The organism is Methylobacterium tarhaniae (assembly GCF_001043955.1).
GTDB lineage: Bacteria > Pseudomonadota > Alphaproteobacteria > Rhizobiales > Beijerinckiaceae > Methylobacterium > Methylobacterium tarhaniae.
Map to the genome: position 1 here is coordinate 48167 of NZ_LABZ01000054.1, position 23368 is coordinate 71534.

21 protein-coding genes and 1 pseudogene are annotated in these 23368 nt (G+C 70.9%); 9 read left to right on the plus strand and 13 right to left on the minus strand.

Annotated elements, in window-relative coordinates; translation table 11 throughout:
• Positions 1 to 59: 59 nt before the first annotated feature.
• The gene (locus VQ03_RS08860; RefSeq protein WP_048450507.1) at positions 60 to 986 is read right to left on the minus strand and encodes an HD domain-containing protein; all 927 of its coding nucleotides are present in this window, start codon (positions 984 to 986) and stop codon (positions 60 to 62) included.
• A 2-nt stretch (positions 987 to 988) separates the two neighbouring features.
• The gene (locus VQ03_RS08865; RefSeq protein WP_048450508.1) at positions 989 to 2179 is read right to left on the minus strand and encodes an inositol-3-phosphate synthase; all 1191 of its coding nucleotides are present in this window, start codon (positions 2177 to 2179) and stop codon (positions 989 to 991) included.
• A gap of 350 nt (positions 2180 to 2529) precedes the next feature.
• On the opposite strand from VQ03_RS08865, the gene VQ03_RS08870 reads away from it, so the two are divergent.
• Positions 2530 to 3768 carry a transglycosylase SLT domain-containing protein gene (locus VQ03_RS08870; RefSeq protein WP_048450509.1) on the plus strand — a complete coding sequence of 413 codons (1239 nt, stop codon included), beginning with the start codon at positions 2530 to 2532 and terminating at the stop codon, positions 3766 to 3768.
• A 156-nt stretch (positions 3769 to 3924) separates the two neighbouring features.
• Here VQ03_RS08870 and VQ03_RS08875 read toward each other — a convergent pair whose 3' ends face one another.
• Together VQ03_RS08875 and VQ03_RS08880 are read right to left on the minus strand one after the other, a co-directional pair.
• The gene (locus VQ03_RS08875) at positions 3925 to 5460 is read right to left on the minus strand and encodes a DHA2 family efflux MFS transporter permease subunit (RefSeq protein WP_083467865.1); all 1536 of its coding nucleotides are present in this window, start codon (positions 5458 to 5460) and stop codon (positions 3925 to 3927) included.
• Between the two features lie 176 nt (positions 5461 to 5636).
• Positions 5637 to 6893, minus strand: coding sequence for an HlyD family secretion protein (locus VQ03_RS08880; protein WP_083467866.1), 1257 nt, complete (start codon positions 6891 to 6893; stop codon positions 5637 to 5639).
• A gap of 276 nt (positions 6894 to 7169) precedes the next feature.
• On the opposite strand from VQ03_RS08880, the gene VQ03_RS08885 reads away from it, so the two are divergent.
• Together VQ03_RS08885 and VQ03_RS08890 are read left to right on the plus strand one after the other, a co-directional pair.
• The gene (locus tag VQ03_RS08885) at positions 7170 to 7802 is read left to right on the plus strand and encodes an HdeD family acid-resistance protein (RefSeq protein ID WP_048450511.1); all 633 of its coding nucleotides are present in this window, start codon (positions 7170 to 7172) and stop codon (positions 7800 to 7802) included.
• Between the two features lie 369 nt (positions 7803 to 8171).
• The gene (locus VQ03_RS08890) at positions 8172 to 8366 is read left to right on the plus strand and encodes a Flp family type IVb pilin (protein WP_048450512.1); all 195 of its coding nucleotides are present in this window, start codon (positions 8172 to 8174) and stop codon (positions 8364 to 8366) included.
• A 28-nt stretch (positions 8367 to 8394) separates the two neighbouring features.
• On the opposite strand, the gene VQ03_RS08895 is transcribed toward VQ03_RS08890, so the two are convergent.
• Positions 8395 to 9267 carry a LysR substrate-binding domain-containing protein gene (locus tag VQ03_RS08895; protein ID WP_048450513.1) on the minus strand — a complete coding sequence of 291 codons (873 nt, stop codon included), beginning with the start codon at positions 9265 to 9267 and terminating at the stop codon, positions 8395 to 8397.
• Positions 9268 to 9413: 146 nt separating this feature from the next.
• On the opposite strand from VQ03_RS08895, the gene VQ03_RS08900 reads away from it, so the two are divergent.
• On the plus strand, positions 9414 to 9746 hold the full coding sequence (locus VQ03_RS08900) for a DUF1127 domain-containing protein (RefSeq protein WP_048450514.1): 333 nt from the start codon (positions 9414 to 9416) through the stop codon (positions 9744 to 9746).
• 140 nt (positions 9747 to 9886) lie between these two features.
• On the opposite strand, the gene VQ03_RS08905 is transcribed toward VQ03_RS08900, so the two are convergent.
• The 3 genes from VQ03_RS08905 to VQ03_RS08915 form a co-directional block, all read right to left on the minus strand.
• Positions 9887 to 11500 (minus strand): acyltransferase family protein, encoded by a 1614-nt coding sequence (locus VQ03_RS08905; RefSeq protein ID WP_245292012.1) that lies wholly within the window; start codon positions 11498 to 11500, stop codon positions 9887 to 9889.
• A gap of 185 nt (positions 11501 to 11685) precedes the next feature.
• On the minus strand, positions 11686 to 13107 hold the full coding sequence (locus tag VQ03_RS08910; protein ID WP_048450515.1) for an MATE family efflux transporter: 1422 nt from the start codon (positions 13105 to 13107) through the stop codon (positions 11686 to 11688).
• Positions 13100 to 14959 (minus strand): monovalent cation:proton antiporter-2 (CPA2) family protein, encoded by a 1860-nt coding sequence (locus VQ03_RS08915; RefSeq protein WP_048450516.1) that lies wholly within the window; start codon positions 14957 to 14959, stop codon positions 13100 to 13102. The genes VQ03_RS08910 and VQ03_RS08915 overlap by 8 nt, the downstream gene beginning before the upstream one ends.
• A gap of 220 nt (positions 14960 to 15179) precedes the next feature.
• Here VQ03_RS08915 and ispH point away from each other — a divergent pair, with 220 nt between their 5' ends.
• The 3 genes and pseudogenes from ispH to VQ03_RS35255 all read left to right on the plus strand — a co-directional run.
• Positions 15180 to 16181 carry a 4-hydroxy-3-methylbut-2-enyl diphosphate reductase gene (gene ispH, locus VQ03_RS08920; RefSeq protein ID WP_048450517.1) on the plus strand — a complete coding sequence of 334 codons (1002 nt, stop codon included), beginning with the start codon at positions 15180 to 15182 and terminating at the stop codon, positions 16179 to 16181.
• Between the two features lie 142 nt (positions 16182 to 16323).
• Positions 16324 to 17298 carry a homoserine kinase gene (locus VQ03_RS08925; protein ID WP_048450518.1) on the plus strand — a complete coding sequence of 325 codons (975 nt, stop codon included), beginning with the start codon at positions 16324 to 16326 and terminating at the stop codon, positions 17296 to 17298.
• Positions 17273 to 17545, plus strand: a pseudogene (locus tag VQ03_RS35255) (ribbon-helix-helix domain-containing protein); the annotation flags it as partial. The gene VQ03_RS08925 and the pseudogene VQ03_RS35255, both read left to right, overlap by 26 nt.
• Before the next feature lie 97 nt (positions 17546 to 17642).
• On the opposite strand, the gene VQ03_RS08930 reads toward VQ03_RS35255, so the two are convergent.
• The 5 genes from VQ03_RS08930 to VQ03_RS08950 form a co-directional block, all read right to left on the minus strand.
• Positions 17643 to 18404 carry an SHOCT domain-containing protein gene (locus tag VQ03_RS08930; protein WP_048450519.1) on the minus strand — a complete coding sequence of 254 codons (762 nt, stop codon included), beginning with the start codon at positions 18402 to 18404 and terminating at the stop codon, positions 17643 to 17645.
• 67 nt (positions 18405 to 18471) lie between these two features.
• Positions 18472 to 19629: a glycosyltransferase family 61 protein gene (locus VQ03_RS08935; protein WP_053078463.1), complete on the minus strand. Its 1158-nt coding sequence runs from the start codon at positions 19627 to 19629 to the stop codon at positions 18472 to 18474.
• Between the two features lie 31 nt (positions 19630 to 19660).
• Positions 19661 to 21154, minus strand: a complete 1494-nt coding sequence (locus tag VQ03_RS08940; protein ID WP_083467870.1) for a sensor histidine kinase — start codon at positions 21152 to 21154, stop codon at positions 19661 to 19663.
• Positions 21151 to 21828 (minus strand): response regulator transcription factor, encoded by a 678-nt coding sequence (locus VQ03_RS08945; protein ID WP_048450520.1) that lies wholly within the window; start codon positions 21826 to 21828, stop codon positions 21151 to 21153. The genes VQ03_RS08940 and VQ03_RS08945 overlap by 4 nt, the downstream gene beginning before the upstream one ends.
• A 35-nt stretch (positions 21829 to 21863) precedes the next feature.
• Positions 21864 to 22241, minus strand: a complete 378-nt coding sequence (locus VQ03_RS08950) for a PepSY domain-containing protein (RefSeq protein WP_048450521.1) — start codon at positions 22239 to 22241, stop codon at positions 21864 to 21866.
• 224 nt (positions 22242 to 22465) lie between these two features.
• On the opposite strand from VQ03_RS08950, the gene VQ03_RS34540 reads away from it, so the two are divergent.
• On the plus strand, positions 22466 to 22891 hold the full coding sequence (locus VQ03_RS34540; protein ID WP_053078464.1) for a hypothetical protein: 426 nt from the start codon (positions 22466 to 22468) through the stop codon (positions 22889 to 22891).
• Between the two features lie 219 nt (positions 22892 to 23110).
• Positions 23111 to 23356: a trypsin-like serine protease gene (locus VQ03_RS08960; protein ID WP_048450522.1), complete on the plus strand. Its 246-nt coding sequence runs from the start codon at positions 23111 to 23113 to the stop codon at positions 23354 to 23356.
• Positions 23357 to 23368: the final 12 nt, after the last annotated feature.

Below are 23368 nucleotides of genomic sequence, written 5' to 3' on the forward strand. Positions count from 1 at the left end.
ACGCCCAAGGACGGAGCCCTCAAGGACGTGCCGACCCCCGAGGGCGTCCGCGATGCGCGTCACGGCAGCCGCATGTCGGCGAGCACCCGATCGTGAAACCCCTTCACCGGGCCGTCATGCACGAGCGCCATCTCGCCCAGGACCGTGTCCATGGTGAGCGAGGCCGCCCGCAGGTGCTGGGCGATCTGGAGCACCCTGTCGATCACGTCGGCGGCGTGGAACGCCCGGCCCTCTGCCGTCCCGTCATCCGCCAGGATTTTTCGCGACGAGGCGACGACGTCACGGAGCGGCGTCGCCAGTTCGGAGAGCGCCCGCTCGCTCAAGGTGGCGATCACCGCATCGAGATGCTCGCCGAGCAGGATCTCGCCGGTGAAGCCGGCATCCGGCATCAGGGCATTGTGCAGGTGGTGGGCGAGGGCGGCGACGAAGACCGTGGTTGGGTCGGCGCCGTAGAACGGGCTCAACGTCACGCCGTAGACCGCCACCGTCAGGCAGTGCTCGGCATGGTTCTCCGGCGGCTCGAGCAGGATGCGCGGCTTGCCCGGGCAGGTGACGCCGGCGCGGGGCTGGTCGGCCTGAAGCAGGGCGAAGTGGGGGACCGGACCCGGTGTCCAGTCCCGCGGCGCGGCGAGGCAGGCACGCAAGGCCGCGGCAAGGGCCGGGTCGAGGGGGCCTGCCACCTCGTCGAAGCCCCGTACCAGCACGGCCGACGCCTGATCCGGCGAGAGGCCCGCGAGGCTCAGAAAAGCCGCGTCGAGGTCGCCGAGGCGGGAGGCCGCCAGCGCCTTGGCGGTGATGTCGAGGGCGAGCGCAGCCGGGTCGGCCCCGCCGGTCAACGCCGCCCAGGCCTGGAGGAACAGCCGCTCGGCGATCGAGCCGGCACGCCCGGCGGACCGGACGCGCTTGATGTCGTTGAGCTCGACCAGGAGCTCGCGGTGGTTGAGCGGGGCGCGAGCCCCGCCCGCCGGTTCGTGGCTCGCGGCCATCCCTAGTGGACGCCGAGCCAGTCGAGCAGCATGCGCTCCTGCGCACCGAAGGCGTGCTCGGGGCCGTGGCCGTTCTTGACCATCGGCGCCTTGAAGAACAGCGACAGCTGCTCCTGCACGCCGCCGTCGCCGCGCTTCTTGGCCAGATCCAGGACGCGGGCGATCTCGATCACCAGGGGGGCGGCCAGGATCGAGTCCTTGCAGAGGAAGTTGATCTTGATCTGCATCTTCTGACCGAGGAAGCCGGTGACGTCGATGTTGTCCCAGGCTTCCTTGTCGTCGCCGCGCGGCCGGTAATAATGGATGTGGACCAGATGGTCCTCGACGGGATAGCCGAGGATCGAATCCAGCACCGTGCCCTTGGTGTTGAGCTTGGACTGGAGCGAATCCTTGTCGTTCAGGGCCAGGCCGTCGCGGTTGCCGAGGATGTTGGTGGAGAACCAGCCGTCGACGTGGAGCGCCCGCGACTTGAGGGCCGGGGCCAGCACCGTCTTCATCATGGTCTGGCCGGTCTTGCCGTCCTTGCCGGCGACCGGGACGTTGAGCTGCCGGGCGAGGTCCACCAGGGCCGGCACGTCGGCGGCGACGGAGGGCGTGAAGTTGGCGTAGGGGATGCCGTTCTTGATCGCCGCATAGGCGTAGAGCATCGCCGGGCTGATCGCCTCGTCGCTCGCGTCGAGGCCGCGCTCGAAGGCGGCAGCCGAGTTCAGCGTCGGGTCGTCGAGGTCGGGCCAGCGCTCGGTCGAGGCGAGGTTGACCACCACCACGTCGTCGACGCCCGACTCCTCGCGGAAGCGCTTGAGGTCGTCGGCGATGCAGTCGACCGCCTCGCGGTGGTCCTTGGCGACGATGCGGTTGCCGCCGTCGATGTTCTTGCAGAACTTGGCGGAGCCGACCGCCGGCCACGGCTTCATGCCGTTGAGCACCTGGGCGCCGTTCTCGAGATCCTGCTTGGTGAGCACGCCGTGCCCGCTCGCCGCGGCGCCGAGGTCGTCCCCGTTGAGGTCCCAGCCGCCGAAGACGAGATCCTTGTATCCGACCATCCCGGCCACCGCATGGCCCGCAAGGGGCAGTCCATCGAGACGGTTCGAACCGGACTTGATCATCTCGATGCCGGCGATGGCAGTGGTGGCGACAGCCCCACCCATCCCGACGAAAGCGACGCCGACGCGCCGACCGGGCTGCATGCTCATCGGTAGGGATTGTCCTCTTCAAGACCCGCGGACCCCGAAAGGGGCGCCGGAGCATCGTTCGCCCACTCCGCGTGGCGACGGGAAATGCCCCGGGGAGTATTTGGTTCCGGGCGATGCGCGATTTTTTCGTGCACTTGAGATCGCCTTCGAGCGGGCATGTCAGCCCTTGGTGTCGGCCCTGTGTCGGCCCTTGCCACGCCCCCGATCCGGAACCCGCGCCGCAAAATGGCCTCAGGCCCCGCCCCGGCCTCGTCCCATTATGGACACACCGGGCCGCCAGATGTGCCGGCGAGCGAAGCAACGGCGCGTGGCCTCGGGACTGGCCCCGCGCGAAGGACAAAAGGTTCGAGATGGGGGTTTACCCGGAGCCGGCGCCCTGCGCCGACGACGCTGGCCGACTCGTGCCCGAGGCGGGCACCGACACCATCCGCTGGCTCGATGCCCGCGAAGGCCACCATTCTGGAGCGCGCGGACGGACCCTGTCCGTGGCCGCCTTGCTGGGCCGCAAGGCCGCCGCCGCCTTGGCGGTGGGCGTCGCCTTCGCGGCCTGCCTGCCGCAGGATGCCGTCGCTCCCGCGGCGGAGGCGCATGACCGGATCGACCTCGCGGCCCCCCGTCCCCCGCTCGCCTTGCGCGGCCTGTCGCCGGATTGGCCGGGCCCGGCCCTGATCGAGGAAACCCCCAGCACCACGGCGCTGATCCGCGACGACCTGGAGCGCCTGCAGCAGGATTCCCGGCAAGCCTCCCTTCAGGACCCGTCCCTGCACGACGAGATTCCGCAAGCGTTCCCGTACGAGGTCCAGCAGGAGCCGACCCGGGTCGAGGATGCGGCGCGCACCGAGCCGACGCTCCCGGAGGTGACGGCGGACGGCCTGGTCATCTTCGGCGACAAGAAGGTGCCGCGGGCGCTGGTCGAGACCATCGTGCGGGCCGCCCGCGAGACCGAGACCGATCCGGTCTACCTGATGGCGCTCGCCGACAAGGAATCGAGCTTCCAGCCGAGCGTACGGGCCGCGACCTCCACGGCGGAAGGACTGTTCCAGTTCCTCACCGGTACCTGGCTCGAACTGGTGCGCAGCTTCGGCGCCAAGCACGGCTACTCGGCCGAGGCCGAGCTGATCGAGAAGCGCGGCGGCACCCTGGTGGTGCTGAAGGACGCCGACCGGCGCCGGGTTCTCGCCCTGCGGCGCGATCCCTACGCGGCAAGCCTGATGGCCGGCGAGATGATGAAGCGTGACCGGAGCCGCGTCGAGCAGCGCCTCGGCCGCGACCTGAAGCCGACGGAATGCTACTTCGCGCATTTCCTGGGCGCGGCGAGCGCCGGCAAGTTCATGGAATTGACGGCCGAGAAGCCGCATCAGCCGGCACAGGCCTCGTTCCGGGCCGCCGCACGGGCGAATCGCAGCCTCTTCTTCCGCCGCGAGGGCCGGAAGACGCGCAGCCTGACGGTCGCCGAGGTCTATGACCGCCTCGACGGCATGATCGACCAGCGCCTCGACCTGTATCAGCCGGTCGCGGCGATCGCGGAGCAGATCGATACCCGCCGGCCGAGCGATGCCCCGCCTGCGGCTCTGAGCCAGCTCCCCTGATCCAGTTCCCGGGCCTCAGCTTGAGCGAAGCGGCCACGGGGACGGCGCACGGGAAGGACGGCCCGCGCACCGGGACATTGCGATAACACGGGATGCGCCGGCCGGTTCCAGAGCGTTCAGGATTTTTTAACCGATCCGCCCCGCGTCAGGCGTCGCTCAGTGTCCTCCGGCCGGAGCCTCGCCGCCGCGCTTGACGTTCTTGAGGATCATCGCCAGCGGCACCGCGCAGGCCGAAACCACGGCGAGCGCCCAGAACACGTCGATATAGGCCAGGAAGGCGGATTGGGTCTGCACCTGCTGGCCGATCCAGGCGACGGCCTGGTTCTGGGCGTCGACCGTGCTGGCGCCGCGGGTGGAGAAGAACTGGGTCGCCGCCCGCAGCGCCTCCTTGTAGGCCGGTTCCGAGGGCACGATGTGCTCGACGAGCCGGCTCTGGTGGAATTGCTGGCGGTAGGCCAGGATGTTCTGGGCGAGCGACACGCCCATCGAGCCGCCGACGTTGCGGGCGACGTTGATCAGCGCCGAGGCCTGGTCGGTCTGGTCCTTGGAAATCCCCTCATACGAGGCGGCGGTGATCGACAGGAAGATCATCGGCAGGCCGATGCCGATATAGATTCGCGACCAGACGAAGAAGCCGAAGTTGAGGTCGCCGTAGAGGTTGGTCAGGTCGACCATCGCGAAGGCGATGATCGTCGCGCCCGCAGCGATGAGGTATTTCGGCTGGATGAAGGTCGAGAGGCGGCCGACCACGAACATCATCAGGGCGGTGACGATGCCGCCGGGCGACAAAGCCAGGCCGGCCCAGGTAGCGGTGTAGCCGAAATATTCCTGCAGCAATTGTGGCAGGAACTGCGTCGTGGCGATCAGGATCGCGCCGGTGGCGAGCATCACCAGGAAGCAGGAGCCGAACTGGCGCTGGCCCAGAAGGCGCAGGTCGATGACCGGGTTCTTGTGGTTGAGCTCCCAGGGGATCATCGCGACGAACGACACGACCATCAGGCAGGCGAAGACCACGATGAGGTTCGAGCCGAACCAGTCCTTGCGCTGGCCCTCGTCGAGGACGACCTCCAGCGAGCCGAGGAAGGTCGCCACCAGGATGAAGCCGACGATGTCGAAGCGCACCCCCTCCCGGCGCAGGCGCTTCCTCTCCTCGACCGCCGATTTCGGGTCCTGGACCAGCCACCAGATCAGGAACAGGGCGATCACGCCGACGGGGGCGTTGATGAGGAAGCACCAGTGCCAGGAATACTGGTCGGAGAGCCAGCCGCCGAGCGTCGGGCCGACCACCGGCGCGACCACGATGGCGACGCCGTAGAGGGCGAAGGCCTGGCCGCGCTTCTCCGGCGGGAAGGAATCCGCCAGGATCGACTGGGCCAGCGGGGCCATGCCGCCGCCGCCGAGCCCCTGCAGCACCCGGAAGAACAGGAGCGATCCGAGGCTCCAGGCGAGGCCGCACAGCACGGAGGAGACCGTGAACAGCGTGATCGCCGCCATGAAGAAGGCCTTTCGGCCGTAGCGCTTGGCGAGGAAGCTCGAGGCGGTGAGCACGATCGCGTTGGCGACGAGGTAGCTCGTCACCACCCAGGCCGCCTCGTCGGGGCCGACCGCCAGCCCGCCCGAGATGTAGCGCAGGGCCACGTTGGCGATGGTGGTGTCGAGCACCTCCATGAAGGTGGCGATCGCCACCACCATGGCGATGATCCAGGGATTGTGGTCCCCCGCGGCGCTGTCGGCGGGGCTCTGAGTCCTCACGGCTTCGTCTCCGCGCCTGAAGCATCTTCCGACGAAGCGGCTACCGATTGTCGAAGAAAATGCTGCAAAATCAATGATCTAGAGCGATTTCCGTGGCGACGCGATCGGGAACCGCTCTAGCGCACCCGCACCGTCGGCACGACCGACATGCCGGGACCGATCGAGACGTCCTTCGGCCAGTTGTCGACCGTGACCTTCACCGGGATGCGCTGCACCACCTTGACGTAGTTGCCGGTGGCGTTCTCCGCCGGCAGCAGGCTGAAGGCGGTGCCGGAGCCCGGCTGCACCGAGGCGACCCGGCCGGCGATCTTGTGGTCCGGATAGGCATCGATCTCGACATCGACCGGCTGGCCGGGCCGCATGTCGGTGATCTGGGTTTCCTTGAAGTTCGCCGTGACCCAGATGTCGTCCGGCACGAACATGCTGAGCGCCTGGCCGGCCTGCGCGAACTGCCCGACCGCGCCGGTGAGGCGCACCACCCGGCCCGCCTGAGCGGTGGTGATCGTCGTGTAGGCGAGGTTCAGCGTCGCCTGCGCTTCCTGCGCGCGCGCCTCGGCGAGGCTCGCCTCGGCGCCCGCCTTCTGCGCCTCGAGCGAACCGATCTGGCGCTGCGCCACCGTCACTGCAGCCTTGGCGCGATCGAGATTGGCCTGCTGCTGCTGCAGGTTCGAGGTCGATTGCTGCGATTGCTGCACCGAGCCGGCACCGCGCTGGGCGAGGTCCTGGTAGCGGGCGGCGTCCTGCTTGGCGAATTGCAGGGCCGCCTGGGCCTGCTCGACCTGGGCCTTGGCCTCCTGAATGGTCCCCTGCTGCGCCCGGATCTGGGCCTCGAAGCCCTCGATCTGGGCCTGCGCCGACTGGACCTGGGCCCGCGCCTGCCGGAGGGCCACCTCGTAGTCGCGCTTGTCGATCTGGAACAGCACCGCCCCGGCTTCGACATGCTGGTTGTCGGTCACCGGCACGGCGGTGACGTAGCCCGAGACCTTGGGCGCGACCGCGAACTGGCGCGCATCCACGAAGGCGTCGTCGGTGCTCTCGTAAGGGTGGACGAAGGTCAGCCAGTACCAGTAGCCCGCCGCGCCCGCGAGGAGCAGCAGGATCGCGCCGAGCGCGAACCACAGCGGATGGCGCCGGATCAGGCCCGGCCTCTCGGCCTTCTCCTCGGCGTCCTGTCCGTCGGAGTCCTGATCGTCGGCGCCGGCCTTCCCGCCCTTCGCCTCGTCCTGCGGGCCGTGCTCGCGCAAGGCACGGGTATTCTCGAGAAGCGCACGCGTGTTCTCCTCACGCGACGCCGTCTCGTCCGCCCGCGCCACGACGGGCGCCGACGCGCCCCGTCTCTCCGGGGCCTCCGCCCGCGACTGATCGTCCAGCATGTCGACAATTCCACGCAGCAGTCGGAGGCCCGACCGCGCAAGGCGCCCGCCTCGGCCTGAGAGACGCCCGGGCACGGGCGCGGGTTCCGCAGCGCGGCGAAAACTTTCATTCGTCCTTGGATGAAACAGGGCCGCGAATCGTAGGCGGCATTTTTTCAGACGGCGACCCCGGGAACGGCCACGCTCGACGGACGTTGAGTCGGGAAAAGCGGGCCTGCCGTTGCGCACCTTGCGCGGATCGTCCTGGAGGATGCTGGGATGAGCACTGGAACACCGATGCCGAATACGACGTCCGGGGTCAATTCTCCCTACGGTACCCCGTCCGACCCGCTCGCCCGCCTCGGCGCGATGAGCGCGGTCCTCGCCCGGAACTGGTGGCTGATCGCGCTTCGCGGCGTCTTCGCGATCCTGTTCGGGATCATCGCGCTGATCGCGCCGGGCGCCACCTTGCTGACCCTGGTGATCTTCTTCTCCGCCTACATGCTGGTCGACGGCATCACCGAGATCGTCGCCGCGGTCCGGGCCGCCGAGCGCCACGAGCGCTGGGGCTACCTCCTCGCCGCGGGCGTGATCAACATCCTCGTCGGCGTGCTCGCCTTCCTGATGCCGGGCAGCGCGCTCGTCGCCTTCATCTACCTCATTGCCGCCTGGGCCCTGGTGACCGGAGCCCTGATGATCGCCGCCGCCTTCCGGCTCCACCTCGATCACGGCCGCTGGTGGCTGGCGGTCGGCGGTGCCCTGTCCGTCCTGTTCGCGATCGTCCTGATCGCCAGCCCGGCCCTGTCGCTCCTGGTCCTGACCTACTGGATGGGCGGCTACGCCATCGCCTTCGGGGCGTTCATGCTGGTCCTCGCCTTCCGGCTGCGCAGCCGTCATGTCGGGACGGGCGCGACGGCGCGGCCGGCGTGAGCGACGACCGATCCGGCCGGAGCGCGCATGATCCCCCCTCTGCGAGCCAGCGCGTTCACATATCGCGAGAAACAAAGGATGGGCAGTGCTTCAGCGGAGTGGTCGTTGTTGCGGTCCCGCGAGCTTGAGCGCAGTCGCAATCGCAACGGAGTCGCCGACCGGCCTGTGACCGTCACGCTTCCAGCCAGGGCATCGGGGCGAGAGATGTGAGGACGCCAGGCCGGTCGGCAGAGGAGAGCGGCGCCGCTTCTCGTCCCGACGGAACCCGGACTGCCCGCCGGTTCGGCGATGCTCGTTCCGGCATCGTATTAACCCCCGGGTGAGGAGGCCTGACCTAGAATCCGGGCCGGCTGACTGAAGGGGCTCGACGTGCGCGGCAGATCGCGGGGAGAGGACTCGATCCGGCGGTTCCGGCGTGAGCAATCCGGTGCGACGGCGATCGAGTACGCGCTGATCGCCGGCCTGATTTTCCTCGCCCTGACGAGCGCGCTCGCACTGTACGGAGGCTCGACGGGCGGCCTCTACGGCATCCTCAGCGACCGCTTCGTCGCGGCCCTGCGCTGAGATCCTCTCCGTTACCGGGATCCCTTTCCTACTCGGCCGCCAGCCCGAGATTGTCCAGGCATTGCCGGATCTGCCCGGCCAGGATGTCGGCGAGCGGGTTCGGCTCGCCCGTGCGGTGGCGCATCAGCCCGATTCGGCAGGCCGGCAGGGCCGCGAAGCCGTCCTGCGGCCCGAGCACCCTCATGCCGGGGCGCAAGGCGCTCTCGGGCAGCACCGAGACGGCCAGCCCCGCCAGCACCGCGGCGCCGACCGCGGTGGAGTTCCAGCTCACGAACAGGATCCGGCTCTGGCGCCCGCCGCGCTCCAGCGTCTCGATCGCGGCCCGGCGCCAGTTGCAATCGGGGCGGCCGAGGGCGAGGGGCACCGGCTGCTCGGTGTGGACGGCGTGGCGGCTCGATGTGACCCAGAGCAGGGCCTCGGTGCGGATCGTCTCGATGTTGCGCCGGCCCTTGGCCTCCGTGACGATGGCGAGGTCGATGTCGCCGTCGGCGATCCGGTCGGCGAGCATGTCGGTCGGCTCGCACACCACCGTCACCTCGGCCCGGGGATGGGTGCGGGCGAAGCGCCCGAGGATCTCCGGCAGGTAGCGGTCGGCGTAGTCGTCCGGCAGGCCGAGGCGCACCCGGCCGGCGAGGTCGCCCTCGTCGAAGGTCGCCAGGCACTCGGTCTGCAATCGCACGATGCGCCGGGCATAATCGAGCAGGCGCTCGCCGTCGTCGGTCAGCCGCACCCCGCGGCCGGCCTTGGCGAAGATCTCGCGCCCGATCCGCTCCTCGAGCCGCTTCATCTGCATCGAGACGGCGGATTGCGTCTTGTGCACGGCCTCCGCCGCGCGGGTGAACGAGCCGCTCTCGGTGATCGCCACCAGGGTCCGGAGCTGGTCGATGTCGAGGGGATGCACCGGGCGGCTCCATCATCAATCTGCGTGATGTGACACATCTCAATCATTCGCTCAACGCATCGGCCGAGCGGGGCTATGACGACGCAGCGGAAGAGCGATGGCCGGCGCATGACGAGGTTCGCCGACAGCTCCCGCCGGAGACCACGATGACGATCAGTTTCGCCCCCTTCTTCGGTGTCCTCTCGCTGGCGCTCGGCTCCGGCCGCAAGGCCGCGCAGATCGTGGCCCGGATCGTCACCCTGTGGACTCACCGCCGCGCCGCCTACCGCTTGGCCGAGCTCGACGACCGGGCCCTGAAAGACATCGGCCTCACCCGCAACGACGTGGTGGGCGTGCTCGACCTGCCGTTCCGGCAGGATCCGACTGTTCCCCTGGTGCATCGACGTCGCGCGCGGCGCCAGCCCCCGCCGCCGGCCGTGACCATGCGCCTCGCGGCCCGGGACGGCCGGGCGGTGGAGGAGAGGGCGCGGGAAGCATGAGGCGCGCGCGCCACCTCTGATCGCGCCATCCAGGCGACGATCCCTCCGTCCCATAGGGGATGGGGGGATCGTGCCCGTTCGGGATTGACCGAATCGACGGGCGACACCCCCGCCGCCTCAGGCTTCGACGGCAGGCGATCTCAGCGGTGCCGTGCCATCGGCGGGATGGGGAGCACCGCCATCAGGCCGGCCCCGTCGACGACCAGCGCGAGCGTGTCCTCCAGGCTGCAAGCCGCGGCGGGCAGTCGGACGCGGTAGCCGACCCGCTGCTGGCCCATCGCCTCGTAGCCCGGCCGCCCGGCCAGGTCCCGACGCATGCGTCGCGGCCTCTCCAGGGCGACGAGGCGTCCGCCGCAGAACAGCGCGAGATGCAGCCCCCGGTCCGGCGCGGCCGGATCGAAGGCGTGGGCGGTCACCAGAGACTCCTTCGCGGAGATGCGCTCCATCGACTCCACGCTCGCCCGCAGGGCCGGAAGGGCGAGGCCCCGCTCGGCGATGGCGGCCTCGGCTGCCGCGACGGAGCCCCACGATCCACCGGCGAGGGCGATGGCGTGGCGGGCCCGGCTCTCGGCCCAGTCGTTGCGCGCCGTCTCGATGCTGCCCCAGAGCGCGCAGCCCGTGAAGACGAGGATGAAGGCGGCGAGGGCCCGCTTCAGCGTTGCCGGCCTCAGGGTGTCGATCCGCCTGCGCAGGCGGTGGTAGAACGCCAGGTCGACGGGGCCGAGGAGGGCGGTGACCGCGAGGGCTCCCGCGAGACAGACGGCCGCGTAGGCGGGGCCCGGCCAATGCGGCGGGCAGGCCCAGTTCGCGAGCATCAGCACCGGCGGATGGGTGAGATAGAGCACGTAGCTCCAGTCACCGAGCGCGATCAGCCCTCGCGCCGCAGGGCCCTGGCGGCGGACCGGAGGCGCGGTGACGGCCGCGCCGACGATCAGCACCGCCGCGATGCCGCCGAGCCAGCGCGCGGCCGCGGTGTCGACGACGAAGCAGGCGGCCGCGAAGGGCAGGGCCAGGAGCGCCGTCGCGGGACGGATCCAGCCCGACGCGATCAGCCGCGGCAGCAGCAGCCCGCCTGCGAACGGGGCGCAGGCCGCGGTCACCGGCACGAGGTAGAGCGGCGGCGGCATCATGTTGCGGCTGTCGGGCGGCAGCAGCGGGAAGGCGACGGCGAGCAGGGCGAGCCAGGCCGCGGCAACCGGCACGAGGCGCCGCGCCTGGCCCGCCGCGGCGAGCAGGAACAGACCCAGGTAGAAGGTCAGCTCGAGGACGAGGGTCCATTCCACGTTGAGCGGCGAGCTGCGCTGCCCCGCGGGCGCGAGCGACAGGGCCAGCACGGAGACGCCGCCCAGTTCGAGGCCCAGGGCCGCGAACAGGCCGGCGAACAGCGCGACCACCGCGAAATAGGTCGGGACGATGCGGCCCACCCGATGCGCCAGGAAGACGAGGGGCGGATCGCGGGTGATCAGCCGCGCCATCAGGAAGCCGGACAGGGCGAAGAAGATCGCGACGCCCCACACGCCCATCAGCTCGTCGAGGACCGCCCAGGGCCGCCCGGCTCCGCGCAGGGTCTGCGCGTAGACCGCGACGTGATGGACGAGGACGAGGCTCGCCGCGAGCGCGCGCAGGAGCTGCAGGTTCGCGAGGTCCCGGCCCGCCCGGGCGAGGCCTTCGGCCGCCGGCGCGGATCTCACCGGCGCGGGGTGAGATGAACCTGTGACGAGGCCGGGAAGATCCCGGTTGAGGCCAATGGACATCGCTGACATTTCGAACGGTGTGACGCACTTGGCGCCGCCATGGGCAGGCATCGTCAGGAAATGGCAGGAAACAAGGCAAACCCAGCTTGATGGATGCTGATCCCGATCTGGCTGGCAATTATGCAACAACAGGTCTGGCCCGGCATCGGCCGGCCGGGTCGCCCGTCACGGGACGCGGGTTCCTCTCACGGCACCGGTTCCCCGACCGGCCGCTCCGCCTCCGCCCCGAGGCTCGCCGCCTCGCGCCGCTCCAGCACCCCGACCACCCGGAACGCCAGCGCCAGCCCCACCACCCCGAACAACGCCGAGCCGATCCCCATCCCGGCCATCGCCCCCTCCGGCCCGGCGAGGTGCGCGCCCAGCAACGCCGGCGGCATCGTGCCGAGCGTCGCCCGGCCCCAGTTGAGGGCGCTCGCGGCGAGCGGAAAGCCGAGATTGTTGAACGAGGCGTTGCCGAGGAAGAGGAGCCCGTTGAAGAACCAGATCGCCCCGCCCGCGAAGCAGAAGAAGCCGAGGAGGTCGGCGCCTGCGCCTTCCAGCCCGAACAAGGCGGTGAGGGGCCCGCGGGCCAGCACCAGGGCGAGCCAGACCGCCGCGACGTAGAGGCCGGTCACCAGCGTGGCGTCGCGCAAGGCGGCGCGCATCCGGTCGAAGCGGGCGGCGCCCCAGTTCTGGCCGAGGATCGGCCCGACGGCGCCCGAGAGCGCGAACAGCCCGCCGAAGGCCACCGGGACCATCCGGTCGACCACCGCGTTGCCGGCCACCGTCGCGGTGCCGAACCCCGCCATGACATGGGCGAGGAAAGCGCTCGCCACCGGCGGGGCGAGGTTGGTGAGCACGGTCGGCAGCGCCACGCGCAGGATCGGCCCGGCGTCTGCGAGAACCGCCGCGGGGCTCGGCCGCGCCACCATCCGGTGGATGCGGACCGCACCGGAGAACCCCACCCACGCGAAGGCGAGGCGGGCCAGCACCACGGTGATCGCCGCCCCCTCGATCCCGAGCCCGAGGCCGAAGATCAGCAGCGGGTCGAGCGCGGCGGTGACGGCGGCGCCGGCGAGCGTCACGTTCATGCTCCGCCGCGCGTCGCCGACCGCCCGCAGCACGCCGGAGAACCCCATTCCGAGGGCCATCAGCAGGGTCGAGGGCAGGGCGATCCACAGGAAGGTCCGGGCCGCCGGAATGGTCTCGGCCGTCGCGCCGATCAGCGTCAGGAGCGGCGTGAGCAGCGGCAGCAGGAGCGCCGTCACGGCCGCGGAGGCGGCCACCGACAAGACCAGGGAGGAGGCGGCGAGCCGGCGCGCCTGCCCGACATCGCCGCCGCCCAAGGCCCGCGAGACCAGGGCGCCGACCGCGATCATCATCCCGATATTGATCGAGACCGCGAAGACCTGGACGATGGTGGCGAAGCCCACCGCCGCCGTCAGCACCGGGTCGCCGAGCCGCGCGATGTAGAGCAGCGACAGGAGGTCGACGACGAAGATCGCCATCAGGCCGACCGAACCGGTCGCCCCCATCGTCACGACGTGGCGGAAGGTCGAGCCGGTGACGAAGCGGGCGGGCGGGATTGCGGTGCCGGGGCCGGTGTCCGGCGGGCGCACCTCACCCATCGGCGCCGGCCCGCTCGCGGGCGATGATGTCCTCGGTCTCGGGGTTGAGGCCGTGCGAGGCGTGGAGGGGCGCGGTCAGGGGCTCGGGCTTGATCCGCACCAGGCTGCGCAGGGGATCGCCCCGGTCCAGGGGCTCGCCGGCCTGCTGCAGCACCAGCCGGGCGAGGTCGCGCTTGCGCACGTCGTCGACGGTGCGGGCCGCCTCCTCGGGGGAGAGGCCGAGCGCTTCCAGGGTGGCGCGGCCGAAGGCGAGGGCCGATTCGAAGGTCTCGCGGATCTGGTAATCGACGTCCCGGCCCATCGCCTCGATCGCCTGCACCCGGTCGAACACCCGCACGTAGGTGCGGGCGGCCGGGAACTCGGCATGGACGAGGTCGACGATCTTGAGCGTCGCCTCCGGATCGTCGATGCAGATGCAGACCACCTCGGCCTTGCCGGCGCCGGAGGCGCGCAGCACGTCGAGGCGGGTGCCGTCGCCGTAATAGACCCGGAAGCCGAAGCGGGCGGCGCTGCGGATCTGCTCCACGTCCTTGTCGATCACCGTGACGCTCAAGCCCTGCGCCAGCAGCACCTGGTTGAGGATGTGGCCGAAGCGCCCGAACCCGATCACCAGCACCCGCGCCTCGGCGCCCTCGATCACCTCGTGCTCGGGCTCGAGCGGGGCGGTGGTGCGCCGCGCCAGCACCCCGTCGAGGACCTTGGCGCCGATCGGGCCGATCAGCATGGTGATGGCGGCGAGCGCGATGGCGAGCCGCCCGGCGGGGCCGTCGACGAGGCCGAGCTCCTGGCCCACCGGCAGGAGCACGAAGGCGAACTCCCCCGCCGGCGCCAGCACGGCGGCGCCGCGCAGGCCGTCGAGCCAGGACGAGCCGAACAGCCGGAAGAGGCCGGCTACCAGCGCGACCTTGATCAGGATCGCCCCGACGGTGGCGACGGACAGGCCGAGCCAGTTCTGCGCCACGAGGCCGAGGTCGATCGACATGCCGACGCTCATGAAGAACAGGCCGAGCAGCATGCCGCGGAACGGCTCGATATCGGCCTCGAGCTGGTGGCGGAAGTTCGATTCGGCGAGCAGCAGCCCGGCGAGGAAGGCCCCCATCGCCATCGACAGCCCGACCTCCTCCATCAGGAGCGCGGTGCCGAGCACCACCAGGAGGGCCGCGGCCGTCATCACCTCGCGGGCGCCGCTCGCGGCGAGCAGGCGGAAGAACGGGTTGAGGCCGTAGCGCCCGACCAGCACCACCCCGATCACCGCCGCGACCGCGGTCCCGGCCGATTGCAGGGCCGTGCCGAGCCAGGCCTCGCCGCCCTCGCCCGTCCCGGTCTGGGCGATCAGCGGCAGGAAGGCCAGGATGCCGACGATCGACAGGTCCTGGAACAGCAGCACCGCAAAGGCGCGCTGGCCGTAAGGAGAGGCGAGGTCGCGCCGCTCCTCGAGCAGCTGGAGCGCGACCGCGGTGGCCGAGAGGGCGAGCGCGATGCCGATCACCGTGGCGGCGCCGCCCGAGAGGCCGGAGAGGAAGCCGAGGCCTCCGAGCGCCAGGGCGCAGAGCCCGAGCTGGAGCGTGCCGAGCCCCAGGATGTCGCGCCGCAGCGAGATCAGGCGCGAGATCTCCAGCTCCAGCCCGACGATGAACAAGAGGAGCACCACCCCGAGTTCCGAGACGCTGCGGGCGGTCTCCGGCTCGGTGATGAGCGACAGGCCCGACGGGCCGATGACGACGCCGGCCACGAGGTAGCCCAGCACCGCGCTCTGCCCGAGCAGGCGGAAGATCGGCACGCCGATCACCGCGGCGGACAGGAAGGTCAGGACCGGCGGCAGGAAGCTGGCGTGGTCGGCGGCGGTCGCCATCGCGCGGGGATCTCCCGGGTTCGAGGTCGGCTCAAGCCTTCCCTTACCCCGAACTAGGCCATCGGGCTAACCCGGTCTGCGGTCCTCGTGCGTGTCGTGCGTGCCGCAGGCGAGTCGCGCGGGCCGCAGGGGACCTGTCGCGCGCGAGACCTATTGATCGCCACGATTGCGTGGCACAAGAGGTTGACAGGGGCCGCCCCGCCTCGCCACATCCCGGACCATGAGCGCCTCCGTGAACCAGACCGACGCCGGTGCCGCCGCGCCCGCGAAGCCGCCCCTCGAGATCCTCCTCTGCGCCCCGCGCGGCTTCTGCGCCGGCGTGGTGCGAGCCATCGACGTGGTCGAGCGCGCGCTCGCCCTCTACGGGCCGCCCGTCTACGTGCGGCACGAGATCGTGCACAACAAGTACGTGGTCGAGAGCCTGAAGCGCAAAGGCGCGGTCTTCGTGGCCGAGCTCGACGAGGTGCCGGACGGCAAGGCCCCGGTGATCTTCTCCGCCCACGGCGTCGCCAAGACCGTGCCGCAGAACGCGGTTGCCCGCGGGCTGACCACCATCGACGCGACCTGCCCGCTGGTGACCAAGGTCCACCGCGAGGCCGAGATCCACCACAAGCGCGGCCGGCACGTGCTGCTGGTCGGCCATTCCGGCCATCCGGAGGTCGTCGGCACCATGGGCCAGCTGCCCAAGGGCTCGATCACCCTGGTGGAGGATGTCGAGCAGATCGAGGCGCTGGAGCCCGAGACCCGCGACAATCTCGCCTGGGTGACCCAGACCACCCTCTCGGTCGACGACACCCACCACATCGTCGAGGCGCTGAAGCGCAAGTTCCCGAAGATCGTCGGCCCGCACAAGGACGACATCTGCTACGCCACCACCAACCGCCAGGAGGCGGTGAAGCAGGTCGCTCCCCTCGTCGACGCGCTGATCGTCGTCGGCTCGTCCAATTCCTCGAACTCGCAGCGCCTGCGCGAGGTCGCCGAGCGGGTCGGCTGCCCGATCACCCGCCTCGTCAACCGCGCCGAGGACCTGGACTGGGAGGCCTTCTCCAACATCCGCCGGCTCGGCCTCACCGCCGGCGCCTCGGCTCCCGAGGTGCTGGTCGAGGAGATCATCGACGCCTTCGCGACCCGCTACGAGGTCACGGTCGACACCGTCTCCACGACGACCGAGGACATGGTCTTCCCGCTGCCGCGCGAGCTGCGCAGCGAGGCGGCGGAGTAGGGTCGGTCCACCTTTACGGGGCCGGCATTTGCAGGATGAGGCGCGGTCCCCCCTCTCCCATGCGGGAGAGGGGATTCCGCGCTTTTTTTGAGCGCCGGCCCTTCGTTTTCTCCATCCATTTTCAGAGCGAAGCAGAACGGCCGTGGCGGTCTACACCGAGGTTCCGGACGAGGCGCTGGCCGCCTTCCTTTCCGCCTACGAGATCGGCGATCTCCTGTCCTACAAGGGCATCGCCGAGGGGGTGGAGAACACCAACTTCATCCTCCACACCACCACCGGCTCCTACATCCTGACGCTCTACGAGAAGCGGGTGAAGGAGGGCGACCTGCCGTTCTTCCTCGGCCTGATGCAGCATCTCGCCGCCAACGGCCTCGCCTGCCCGCAGCCGATCCGCACCCGCGACGGTGCCACCCTGGGGCGGCTCTGCGGCCGGCCCGCCGTGATCGTGTCGTTCCTGGAGGGCGTCTCGGTGCGCCGGCCGGGCGTGCGGCATTGCCGGGCCCTGGGCCGCGCGCTCGCCGGCCTGCACGCCGCCGGGGCCGATTTCCCGATGCAGCGGCCGAACGCCCTCTCGGTCGCGGGCTGGCGCCCGCTCTTCGAGGCGGCGGAGACGCAAGCCGACCGCGTCGCCCCGGGCCTGGCCGCCCGCACCCGCGCGGACCTGGCGCTCCTCGAAGAATCCTGGCCGCAGGACCTGCCCGGCGGCGTCATCCACGCGGATCTCTTCACCGACAACGTGTTCTTCCTCGGCGACGAGGTGTCGGGTCTGATCGACTTCTACTTCGCCTGCACCGACGCCTTCGCGTACGACCTGGCGATCTGCCTCAACGCCTGGTGCTTCGAGGCGGATTACTCGTTCAACCGCACCAAGGGCCAGGCGATGATCGCCGCCTACCAGGCCGTGCGTCCGCTCGAGTCCCGCGAGGTCGCGGCCCTGCCGCTGCTGGCCCGCGGCGCCGCGCTCCGCTTCATGCTGACCCGCCTCGTCGACTGGCTCAACGTCCCCCCCGGCGCCCTGGTGAAGCCGAAGGACCCGCTCGAATACGACCGCCGGCTCGCCTTCCACCGGAAGGTCGCGGCGGCGGAGGAGTATGGGTGGAGCCCGGTGGCGGGGTGAAGCGCAGACCGCGGGCGGAACACGTCACTTCCCTCGCCCGGGTGGGCGTGAAAAAATCACACCCACATTGCCGCCCGTCCGGGGAGTCGTCATCGTGCCTGCCACGACCAAGCGGACCTTCAGCCTGCCCGACGAACAATCGCAGTACATTGACAGTCTCGTCGCTTCAGGCACCTACGCGACTGGCAGCGAGGTCGTGCGAGCCGATCTGAGAGCGCTGCAAGAGCGCGATGCGGCCGTCGAAGCCTGGCTACGCGACGAGGTCGTGACGGCCTACGACGCGATGGCGAGAGATCCGAGCCGCGCACGATCTGCCGAGGACGTGCGGGCCGGCCTGACGCCCGTCACAACCGCGCCAGCAACTCGGTCTTCTTCGCTGAGAACTCTGCCTCCGTCAGCACGCCCCTGCGGTGCAGCTCCGACAGGCGCTCGATCATCCCGAACACGTCCCCGGTCGGGGCAGCGGCCGGCTCAGGCGATGGTGCCGGTGCGAAAGCCTCAGGAGCGGGAGGCGGCGCGTCCTGCTGCGGGGCCGGGCCCGCATCCGATCCGGGCGTCCCCACCACCGGCAGCTCGTCGAGCCGCACCGGGCCGAACTGGCTGGTGAAGCTCAGGGAATAGGACGAGCCCTGCTGCTGCGAGACGCCGCCGATCCGGTGGTCGCCGGTGTCGTAGAGCGTCACGCGGCCGCCGCTCTCGATCGCCAGGCGCCGGGCCTCGGGGAAGAAGGCGTAGCGGGTGTCGTTCTGCGACCCGGACGTCGCCGGGTAGCCCAGGCCCTCGGGCCACCACGACCTGCCGAACCCTTGCCCGGAGAACCCTTGCCCGGAAAACCCTTGGCCAGAGAAGCCTTGATTCTGCGATGGCTGCGCCGTGGCGAGCGGCGCCAGCTCGTCGCACAAAGCCACCACCCGGGCCTTGAGGCCGGAATTGAACATGTCGCCGATCATCGTCATCCCGCCGGCGGACCACTGGCCCATGCCGCCGAGATCGGGATGGTTGAACTGCGCCATCCGGCCATGGCCGCGGGCCAGCGCATCGAGGAGGTGGTGGACGGCGTCAGGGCCGACGCCGTGGCGGGCGGCGATCGCGTCGAGGTCGGGCATCGGTCAGGTCGCTCCGGAGCGGGAGCAGGACTTAGCGCAGTCCCTGCCGGAGGGGAACGCCCTGCCCTCACCCGAGCCCCGGCAGCAGCCCGCGCAGGCGCCCCAGCAGCCCCGCGGGCCGGCGCGGCAGGGGCGGGATCGTCGGCGAGAGGTGCCAGGAGCCCGGATCGGCGCGCAGGTCGCTCTCCCGCAGGGTGTCGATGCGGGCGATCTTGTCGAGGAGTTCCGCCGCCACCATTGCCGGCTCCCGGAAGGTGAAGTTGACGGTGAAGCCGTTGCCGACATGGCTGCTGGTGCCGACCGGGTAATAGTAATGCGCCTGCGTGCCGGTGATGAGGTCGATCAGCCGGTAGGTCGCGCTCAGCTTGAGCCGGTCGGCCAGCGCGATCACCTGCCGGCCCGGAGGGGCGAAGAGCAGGGTGTGGAAGGCCGAGCCGTTGGCGCCGAGGATCACCCGGTGGCGGGCGAAGAGGCGCACCTGCTCGGGGAAGCTCAGGAGTTCCGGATGGACGATCCGCACCCCCTCGCGCTCCAGCACCGCCGTCACCGCCTCCTCGTTGGAGAAGCGCCGCACGCCCCGCGTCAGGCGGGTCTTCGACAGGTAGACCGGCTGCGGGTCGGCATCGACCTCCTCGGGCGCGTAGTAGCCGCGGCCGATCTCCCGGCACAGATCGGCGAAGACCGGGAAGGCGTAGTCGTCCTGCTGCAGGGCGGCCTGGGGCACCAGAAGGGAGCGGATCCGCACCGGCCGGCCGAACGAGGCGAGGTCCATCACGCTCAAGCCCAGCCGGCCCAGGATCTCCGGAATGAACGGCGTGGCGCTCCAGTCGGCGCCGAGGCCCGGCCCGTGGCAGAGCAAGGTCGGGCGCAGGCCCCTGTCATCGATGTCGAGGAGCGGCCAGAACCGCGCCAGGGTGTTGATGACGAAGTGGCCGTAATGCGGGTGAATCGCCCCGACATAGAGGTAGGTGCCGTCCGGCGCTTCCTCGGTGACCGGGCCCTGGTGCTCCGGCCACTCGGTCGTCTGCCAGGTCGGGGTGCGGTCGCCGCTGTGGTGGTCGAGGGATTCGGGCACCATCCGGCGGGCGGCGTCGAAGATCACCGGCACCTTGTCGAGGTGGGGCACCCGCGTGAGGTAGTGGGCGTCCTCGACCAGGCGCAGGGCCGGCCGGCCCTCCCGCACCTCGGCACGGCCGTAGAACGCTTCACTCCGCTGCAGGATCATGCCGACTTGAAATTCCCGTCGCCCGCAGCCGTCAGGCCTGCGCCGCCGGGCTCGCATCCCCCGGCACCTCGATCACTGCCCTTAAGCCGCCGAGGGTGGCCGCGTCGAGGCGCAGGCGCCCGCGATACAGGGCAGCGAGGTCGGAGACGATGGAGAGGCCCAGGCCCGATCCGGGCTTGGTCTCGTCGAGGCGCCGGCCGCGCTCCAGCACCGCGACCCGGGCCTCGGGCGGCAGACCCGGCCCGTCATCCTCCACCGTGACGATGAGGTGCGGGTACTCGCCCTGGCCGATCACCTCGGCACGGATCGAGACGCGGGCATGGGCCCACTTGGCGGCATTGTCGACGAGGTTGCCGATCATCTCCTCGAAATCCTGGCGCTCGCCGCGGAAGCGCAGGCCCGGGGTCACGCTGGTGTCGAAGGTCAGGTTCTTGTCGTAGAAGATCTTGCCGAAGGTGCGCACCAGGGCCGCCACCACGGGCTCGACGTCGGTGAAGGTGCCGAGCGCCCCGGCGAGCGCCGCGGCCCGGGCCCGGTCGAGGTGGTAGTTCACCTGGTCGCGCATCACCGCGGCCTGCTCGCGCACCTTCACGGCGAGCTCGCTGTTGGCGTCGCCCGCCGACGCCTCGTTGACGATGATGCTCAAGGGCGTCTTGAGGGCGTGGGCGAGGTTGCCGACCTGGGTGCGGGCCCGCTCCAGGATCTCGCGGTTGGTCTCGAGCAGCAGGTTCACCTCGCCGGCGAGCGGTGCGATGTCCTGCGGGTACTCGCCCGAGATGCGATCCGCCTCGCCGCGGCGGATCGCGCCGAGGGCCGCCCTGAGCTTGATGAGCGGCGCGAGGCCGAAGCGGATCTGCAGGAGCGTGGTGAGGCCGAGCGACAGGCCGAGCAGCGAGAAGGTGGTGGTCAGCGCGAAGGTGAAGCGCCGCATGTCGGCGGCGATTTCGTCCGAGGGCCCGGCGACCCGGACGATGTAGCGGCCCTCCTCGCCGAGATCGACGGTGCGCTCGATGATGCGCAGCGGCCGGTCGTCCTGCGCCTTGCCGTAGCCCTTGCGCAGCTGCCCGGCCCCGGCCTCGCCGACGGCGTTGTCGGGCGGCTGGAGCGGCACGCCGACGAGGGAGCGCGAGGTGCGCAGGTCCCGCGGCCGGGCATTGGGCCGGCCGACCTGCCAGTACCAGCCCGACAGCGGCAGGTCGAAGCGCGGATCGCCGAGCGCCCCGAAGCTGCGCGCCTCGGAATCGGAGGGCGAGACGAGGTTGGTGGCGAGGTCGTTGGCGTAGACGAGGAGCCGGCTGTCGAAGGCCCGCTCGGTGGTCTCGCGGTAGAGGGTCGAGAGGATCAGCCCGGCGATTAGCAGGATCAGCGCGCTGGCGAGCAGCGACGAGACCGCCAGGCGCACCGCGATCGAGCGCTTGCGCCATGGCCGCCAGCCGAACCAGGTCCGCGGGGAGGCGGGGGCGACGCCGCCGGCGAGCCCCGTATCCGTGGGCGTCTCGGCCGCGGCCCGGCCGGGGCCGGTCACGGTTGCGGTCCGCCGGCACCCGCGTCGATCAGGTAGCCCAGGCCGCGCACGGTCTGGATCAGGTCGACCGCGAGCTTCTTGCGCAGGCGCCCGACGAAGACCTCGATGGTGTTCGAGTCGCGGTCGAAATCCTGGTCGTAGAGGTGCTCGGTCAGCTCGGCCCGGGAGACGACCCGGCCGGTATGGTGCATCAGGTAGGAGAGCAGCCGGTACTCGTGCGAGGTGAGCTTGACCGGGCTGCCGTCGACGAAGACGCGCCCGGAGCGGGTGTCGAGCACGACGGGACCGACGCTGATCTGGCTCGTGGCGTGGCCGGCGGTGCGGCGCAGGAGCGCCCGCACCCGGGCCAGCAGCTCCTCCATGTGGAAGGGCTTGGTCACGTAGTCATCGGCGCCGGCGTCGAAGCCGTTGACCTTGTCGCTCCAGCGGTCGCGGGCAGTGAGGATGATGACCGGCGTCTTCACCTGCGCCCGGCGCCAGCCCGACAGGACCGAGACGCCGTCGGCCTTCGGCAGGCCCATGTCGAGGATGATGCAGTCATAGGGCTCGGTCTCGCCCAGGAAGGCGCCCTCCTCGCCGTCGAACGCCTTGTCGACGGCGTAGCCCGCCTCTTCCAGAGCGCTCACGACCTGGCGGTTGAGATCCCGGTCATCCTCGACCACGAGCAGACGCACGACCCGAACCCCTTACCTTGGCAGCCGCGGAAAGGTCACCATTGGCCGGCAACTTGCCCCGACCGGGCATCCACCATCACGTGCACGAACTGACCGTCCTTGCGCAAGGCCGTCAGCATGTAGACCAGCGCTTCGTCCCGGCGGCACAGGTTGGCCCGCACGATGTCGGCCCGCGGCACGGCGGCCCGCGCCGCGCGGATCGCCGCCACCGGCTCGACCACGCGCTTCTCGGCCACCGCCTCGCGCAGATCGCCGGAGGACAGGCAGGTCTGGGTCGTCTCCGCTGCCCGGATCGGCCGGGCCGGGACCGCCCCGGTGGCGGTCTCGTCCCGCTCCTCCGCGGCCGCGAGCCAGCCCGAGGCGCCGGCGAGGCCGACGAGGGCGGGGAGCAGGAGGAGAACGAGCTGGCGCATGCCGGGGACCATCGTCGCCGAGCACTGAATGCACCCTGAATGCGAAAGGTGCCGGGTTTCCCGAGGAGAAGGCGGTCACATCCTCGTGTGCCGCAAGGTCCGCCTGTAACCCCGCGGTGCGGCTTCGCCGACACGGGTGAACCGATCCGGTGCCTTGGCCGTTATGGTTAAGGCCACGCTAACCGCGCTGGCCGACCCTGCCGGCCGCCAGCCAGGGAGAAGCCATGCGCCCCGCCGCGTTCCCGTTCCTCGCCGCCGCGTGGTGCCTTGGCGGTCCGTGGTGCCTTGCCGGTGCGGCCTTCGCCCAGGATACCGCCCCCGCGGCGGCGCAGCCGGCCGCATTCGCCGAGATCGGAAGCGCGCCCCTGCTGCTGCGCATCCGTCCCCGGGACGAGGCGCCCGAGGAGGGTTCGGGCGCCGACGCGGCCACGGCCGCCCGCGAGGCGGAGGCGAGCCGCCAGGCATCCCTCGCCCGCGCCGCCGCAGCCCGGGAGGCGTTCGAGGCGCGGATCACCGCCCGGGCCAACCGGGCGATCGCCTCGGTCTGCACCGGCTGCCTCGGGCCGGTGCCGCCCTCGGCGGCGCTGTCGCCGCCGGACGCCGTGGCCGCACCGCCGCGGCCGATGCCGATCGCGATGACGGAGCCGTGAGAGCCGCGTCGCCCTGGATGCCGTCTCGGCGGTCCGGGACAGCGGCCTGGAAGCGGTAGAGATTGCGAGGCGCTCGGGCGGCAGGCCTGTCTCCAGGCCTGCGGACCCCGGCCCGGCTCCTCGTCCGACGGCCCAGCGGCGCGGGTCCGGTGCCGCCACTGGACCTGCGGCATCCGATCGGGCAGGCGAGGCCGCCGTCCCGTCGATCGCCTGAGCGTCATGCCCCGTCTCGCACCATCCTGCCTCGGCGCCCTCCTCATCCTGGCCACCCCCGCCGCCGCGGTCGTCGGCGGGGCCGAGGCGCCCGATGCGGCGCTCGCCCGCTCCAGCGTGATGGTGCTCTCCTCCCGCGGCGGGGTCTGCACCGGGATCGTCCTCGCCCGCGACGCGGTGCTCACCGCGGCCCATTGCGCGGCTCCCGGGGCCGAGCACCGGGTGCATTTTTTCACTCTTATACACATCTGACGCTGCCGACGA

What these genes read in the sequence shown, in the direction of transcription:
- VQ03_RS08950 (WP_048450521.1), bottom strand. Translation starts at nt 22,241, where the DNA reads ATGCGCCAGCTCGTTCTCCTCCTGCTCCCCGCCCTCGTCGGCCTCGCC.
- ispH (WP_048450517.1), top strand. Translation starts at nt 15,180, where the DNA reads ATGAGCGCCTCCGTGAACCAGACCGACGCCGGTGCCGCCGCGCCCGCG.
- VQ03_RS08860 (WP_048450507.1), bottom strand. Translation starts at nt 986, where the DNA reads ATGGCCGCGAGCCACGAACCGGCGGGCGGGGCTCGCGCCCCGCTCAAC.
- VQ03_RS08960 (WP_048450522.1), top strand. Translation starts at nt 23,111, where the DNA reads ATGCCCCGTCTCGCACCATCCTGCCTCGGCGCCCTCCTCATCCTGGCC.
- VQ03_RS08930 (WP_048450519.1), bottom strand. Translation starts at nt 18,404, where the DNA reads ATGCCCGACCTCGACGCGATCGCCGCCCGCCACGGCGTCGGCCCTGAC.
- VQ03_RS08870 (WP_048450509.1), top strand. Translation starts at nt 2,530, where the DNA reads ATGGGGGTTTACCCGGAGCCGGCGCCCTGCGCCGACGACGCTGGCCGA.
- VQ03_RS08900 (WP_048450514.1), top strand. Translation starts at nt 9,414, where the DNA reads ATGACGATCAGTTTCGCCCCCTTCTTCGGTGTCCTCTCGCTGGCGCTC.
- VQ03_RS08885 (WP_048450511.1), top strand. Translation starts at nt 7,170, where the DNA reads ATGCCGAATACGACGTCCGGGGTCAATTCTCCCTACGGTACCCCGTCC.
- VQ03_RS34540 (WP_053078464.1), top strand. Translation starts at nt 22,466, where the DNA reads ATGCGCCCCGCCGCGTTCCCGTTCCTCGCCGCCGCGTGGTGCCTTGGC.
- VQ03_RS08865 (WP_048450508.1), bottom strand. Translation starts at nt 2,179, where the DNA reads ATGAGCATGCAGCCCGGTCGGCGCGTCGGCGTCGCTTTCGTCGGGATG.
- VQ03_RS08880 (WP_083467866.1), bottom strand. Translation starts at nt 6,893, where the DNA reads ATGCTGGACGATCAGTCGCGGGCGGAGGCCCCGGAGAGACGGGGCGCG.
- VQ03_RS08915 (WP_048450516.1), bottom strand. Translation starts at nt 14,959, where the DNA reads ATGGCGACCGCCGCCGACCACGCCAGCTTCCTGCCGCCGGTCCTGACC.
- VQ03_RS08875 (WP_083467865.1), bottom strand. Translation starts at nt 5,460, where the DNA reads ATGGTGGTGGCGATCGCCACCTTCATGGAGGTGCTCGACACCACCATC.
- VQ03_RS08910 (WP_048450515.1), bottom strand. Translation starts at nt 13,107, where the DNA reads ATGGGTGAGGTGCGCCCGCCGGACACCGGCCCCGGCACCGCAATCCCG.
- VQ03_RS08935 (WP_053078463.1), bottom strand. Translation starts at nt 19,629, where the DNA reads ATGATCCTGCAGCGGAGTGAAGCGTTCTACGGCCGTGCCGAGGTGCGG.
- VQ03_RS08905 (WP_245292012.1), bottom strand. Translation starts at nt 11,500, where the DNA reads ATGTCCATTGGCCTCAACCGGGATCTTCCCGGCCTCGTCACAGGTTCA.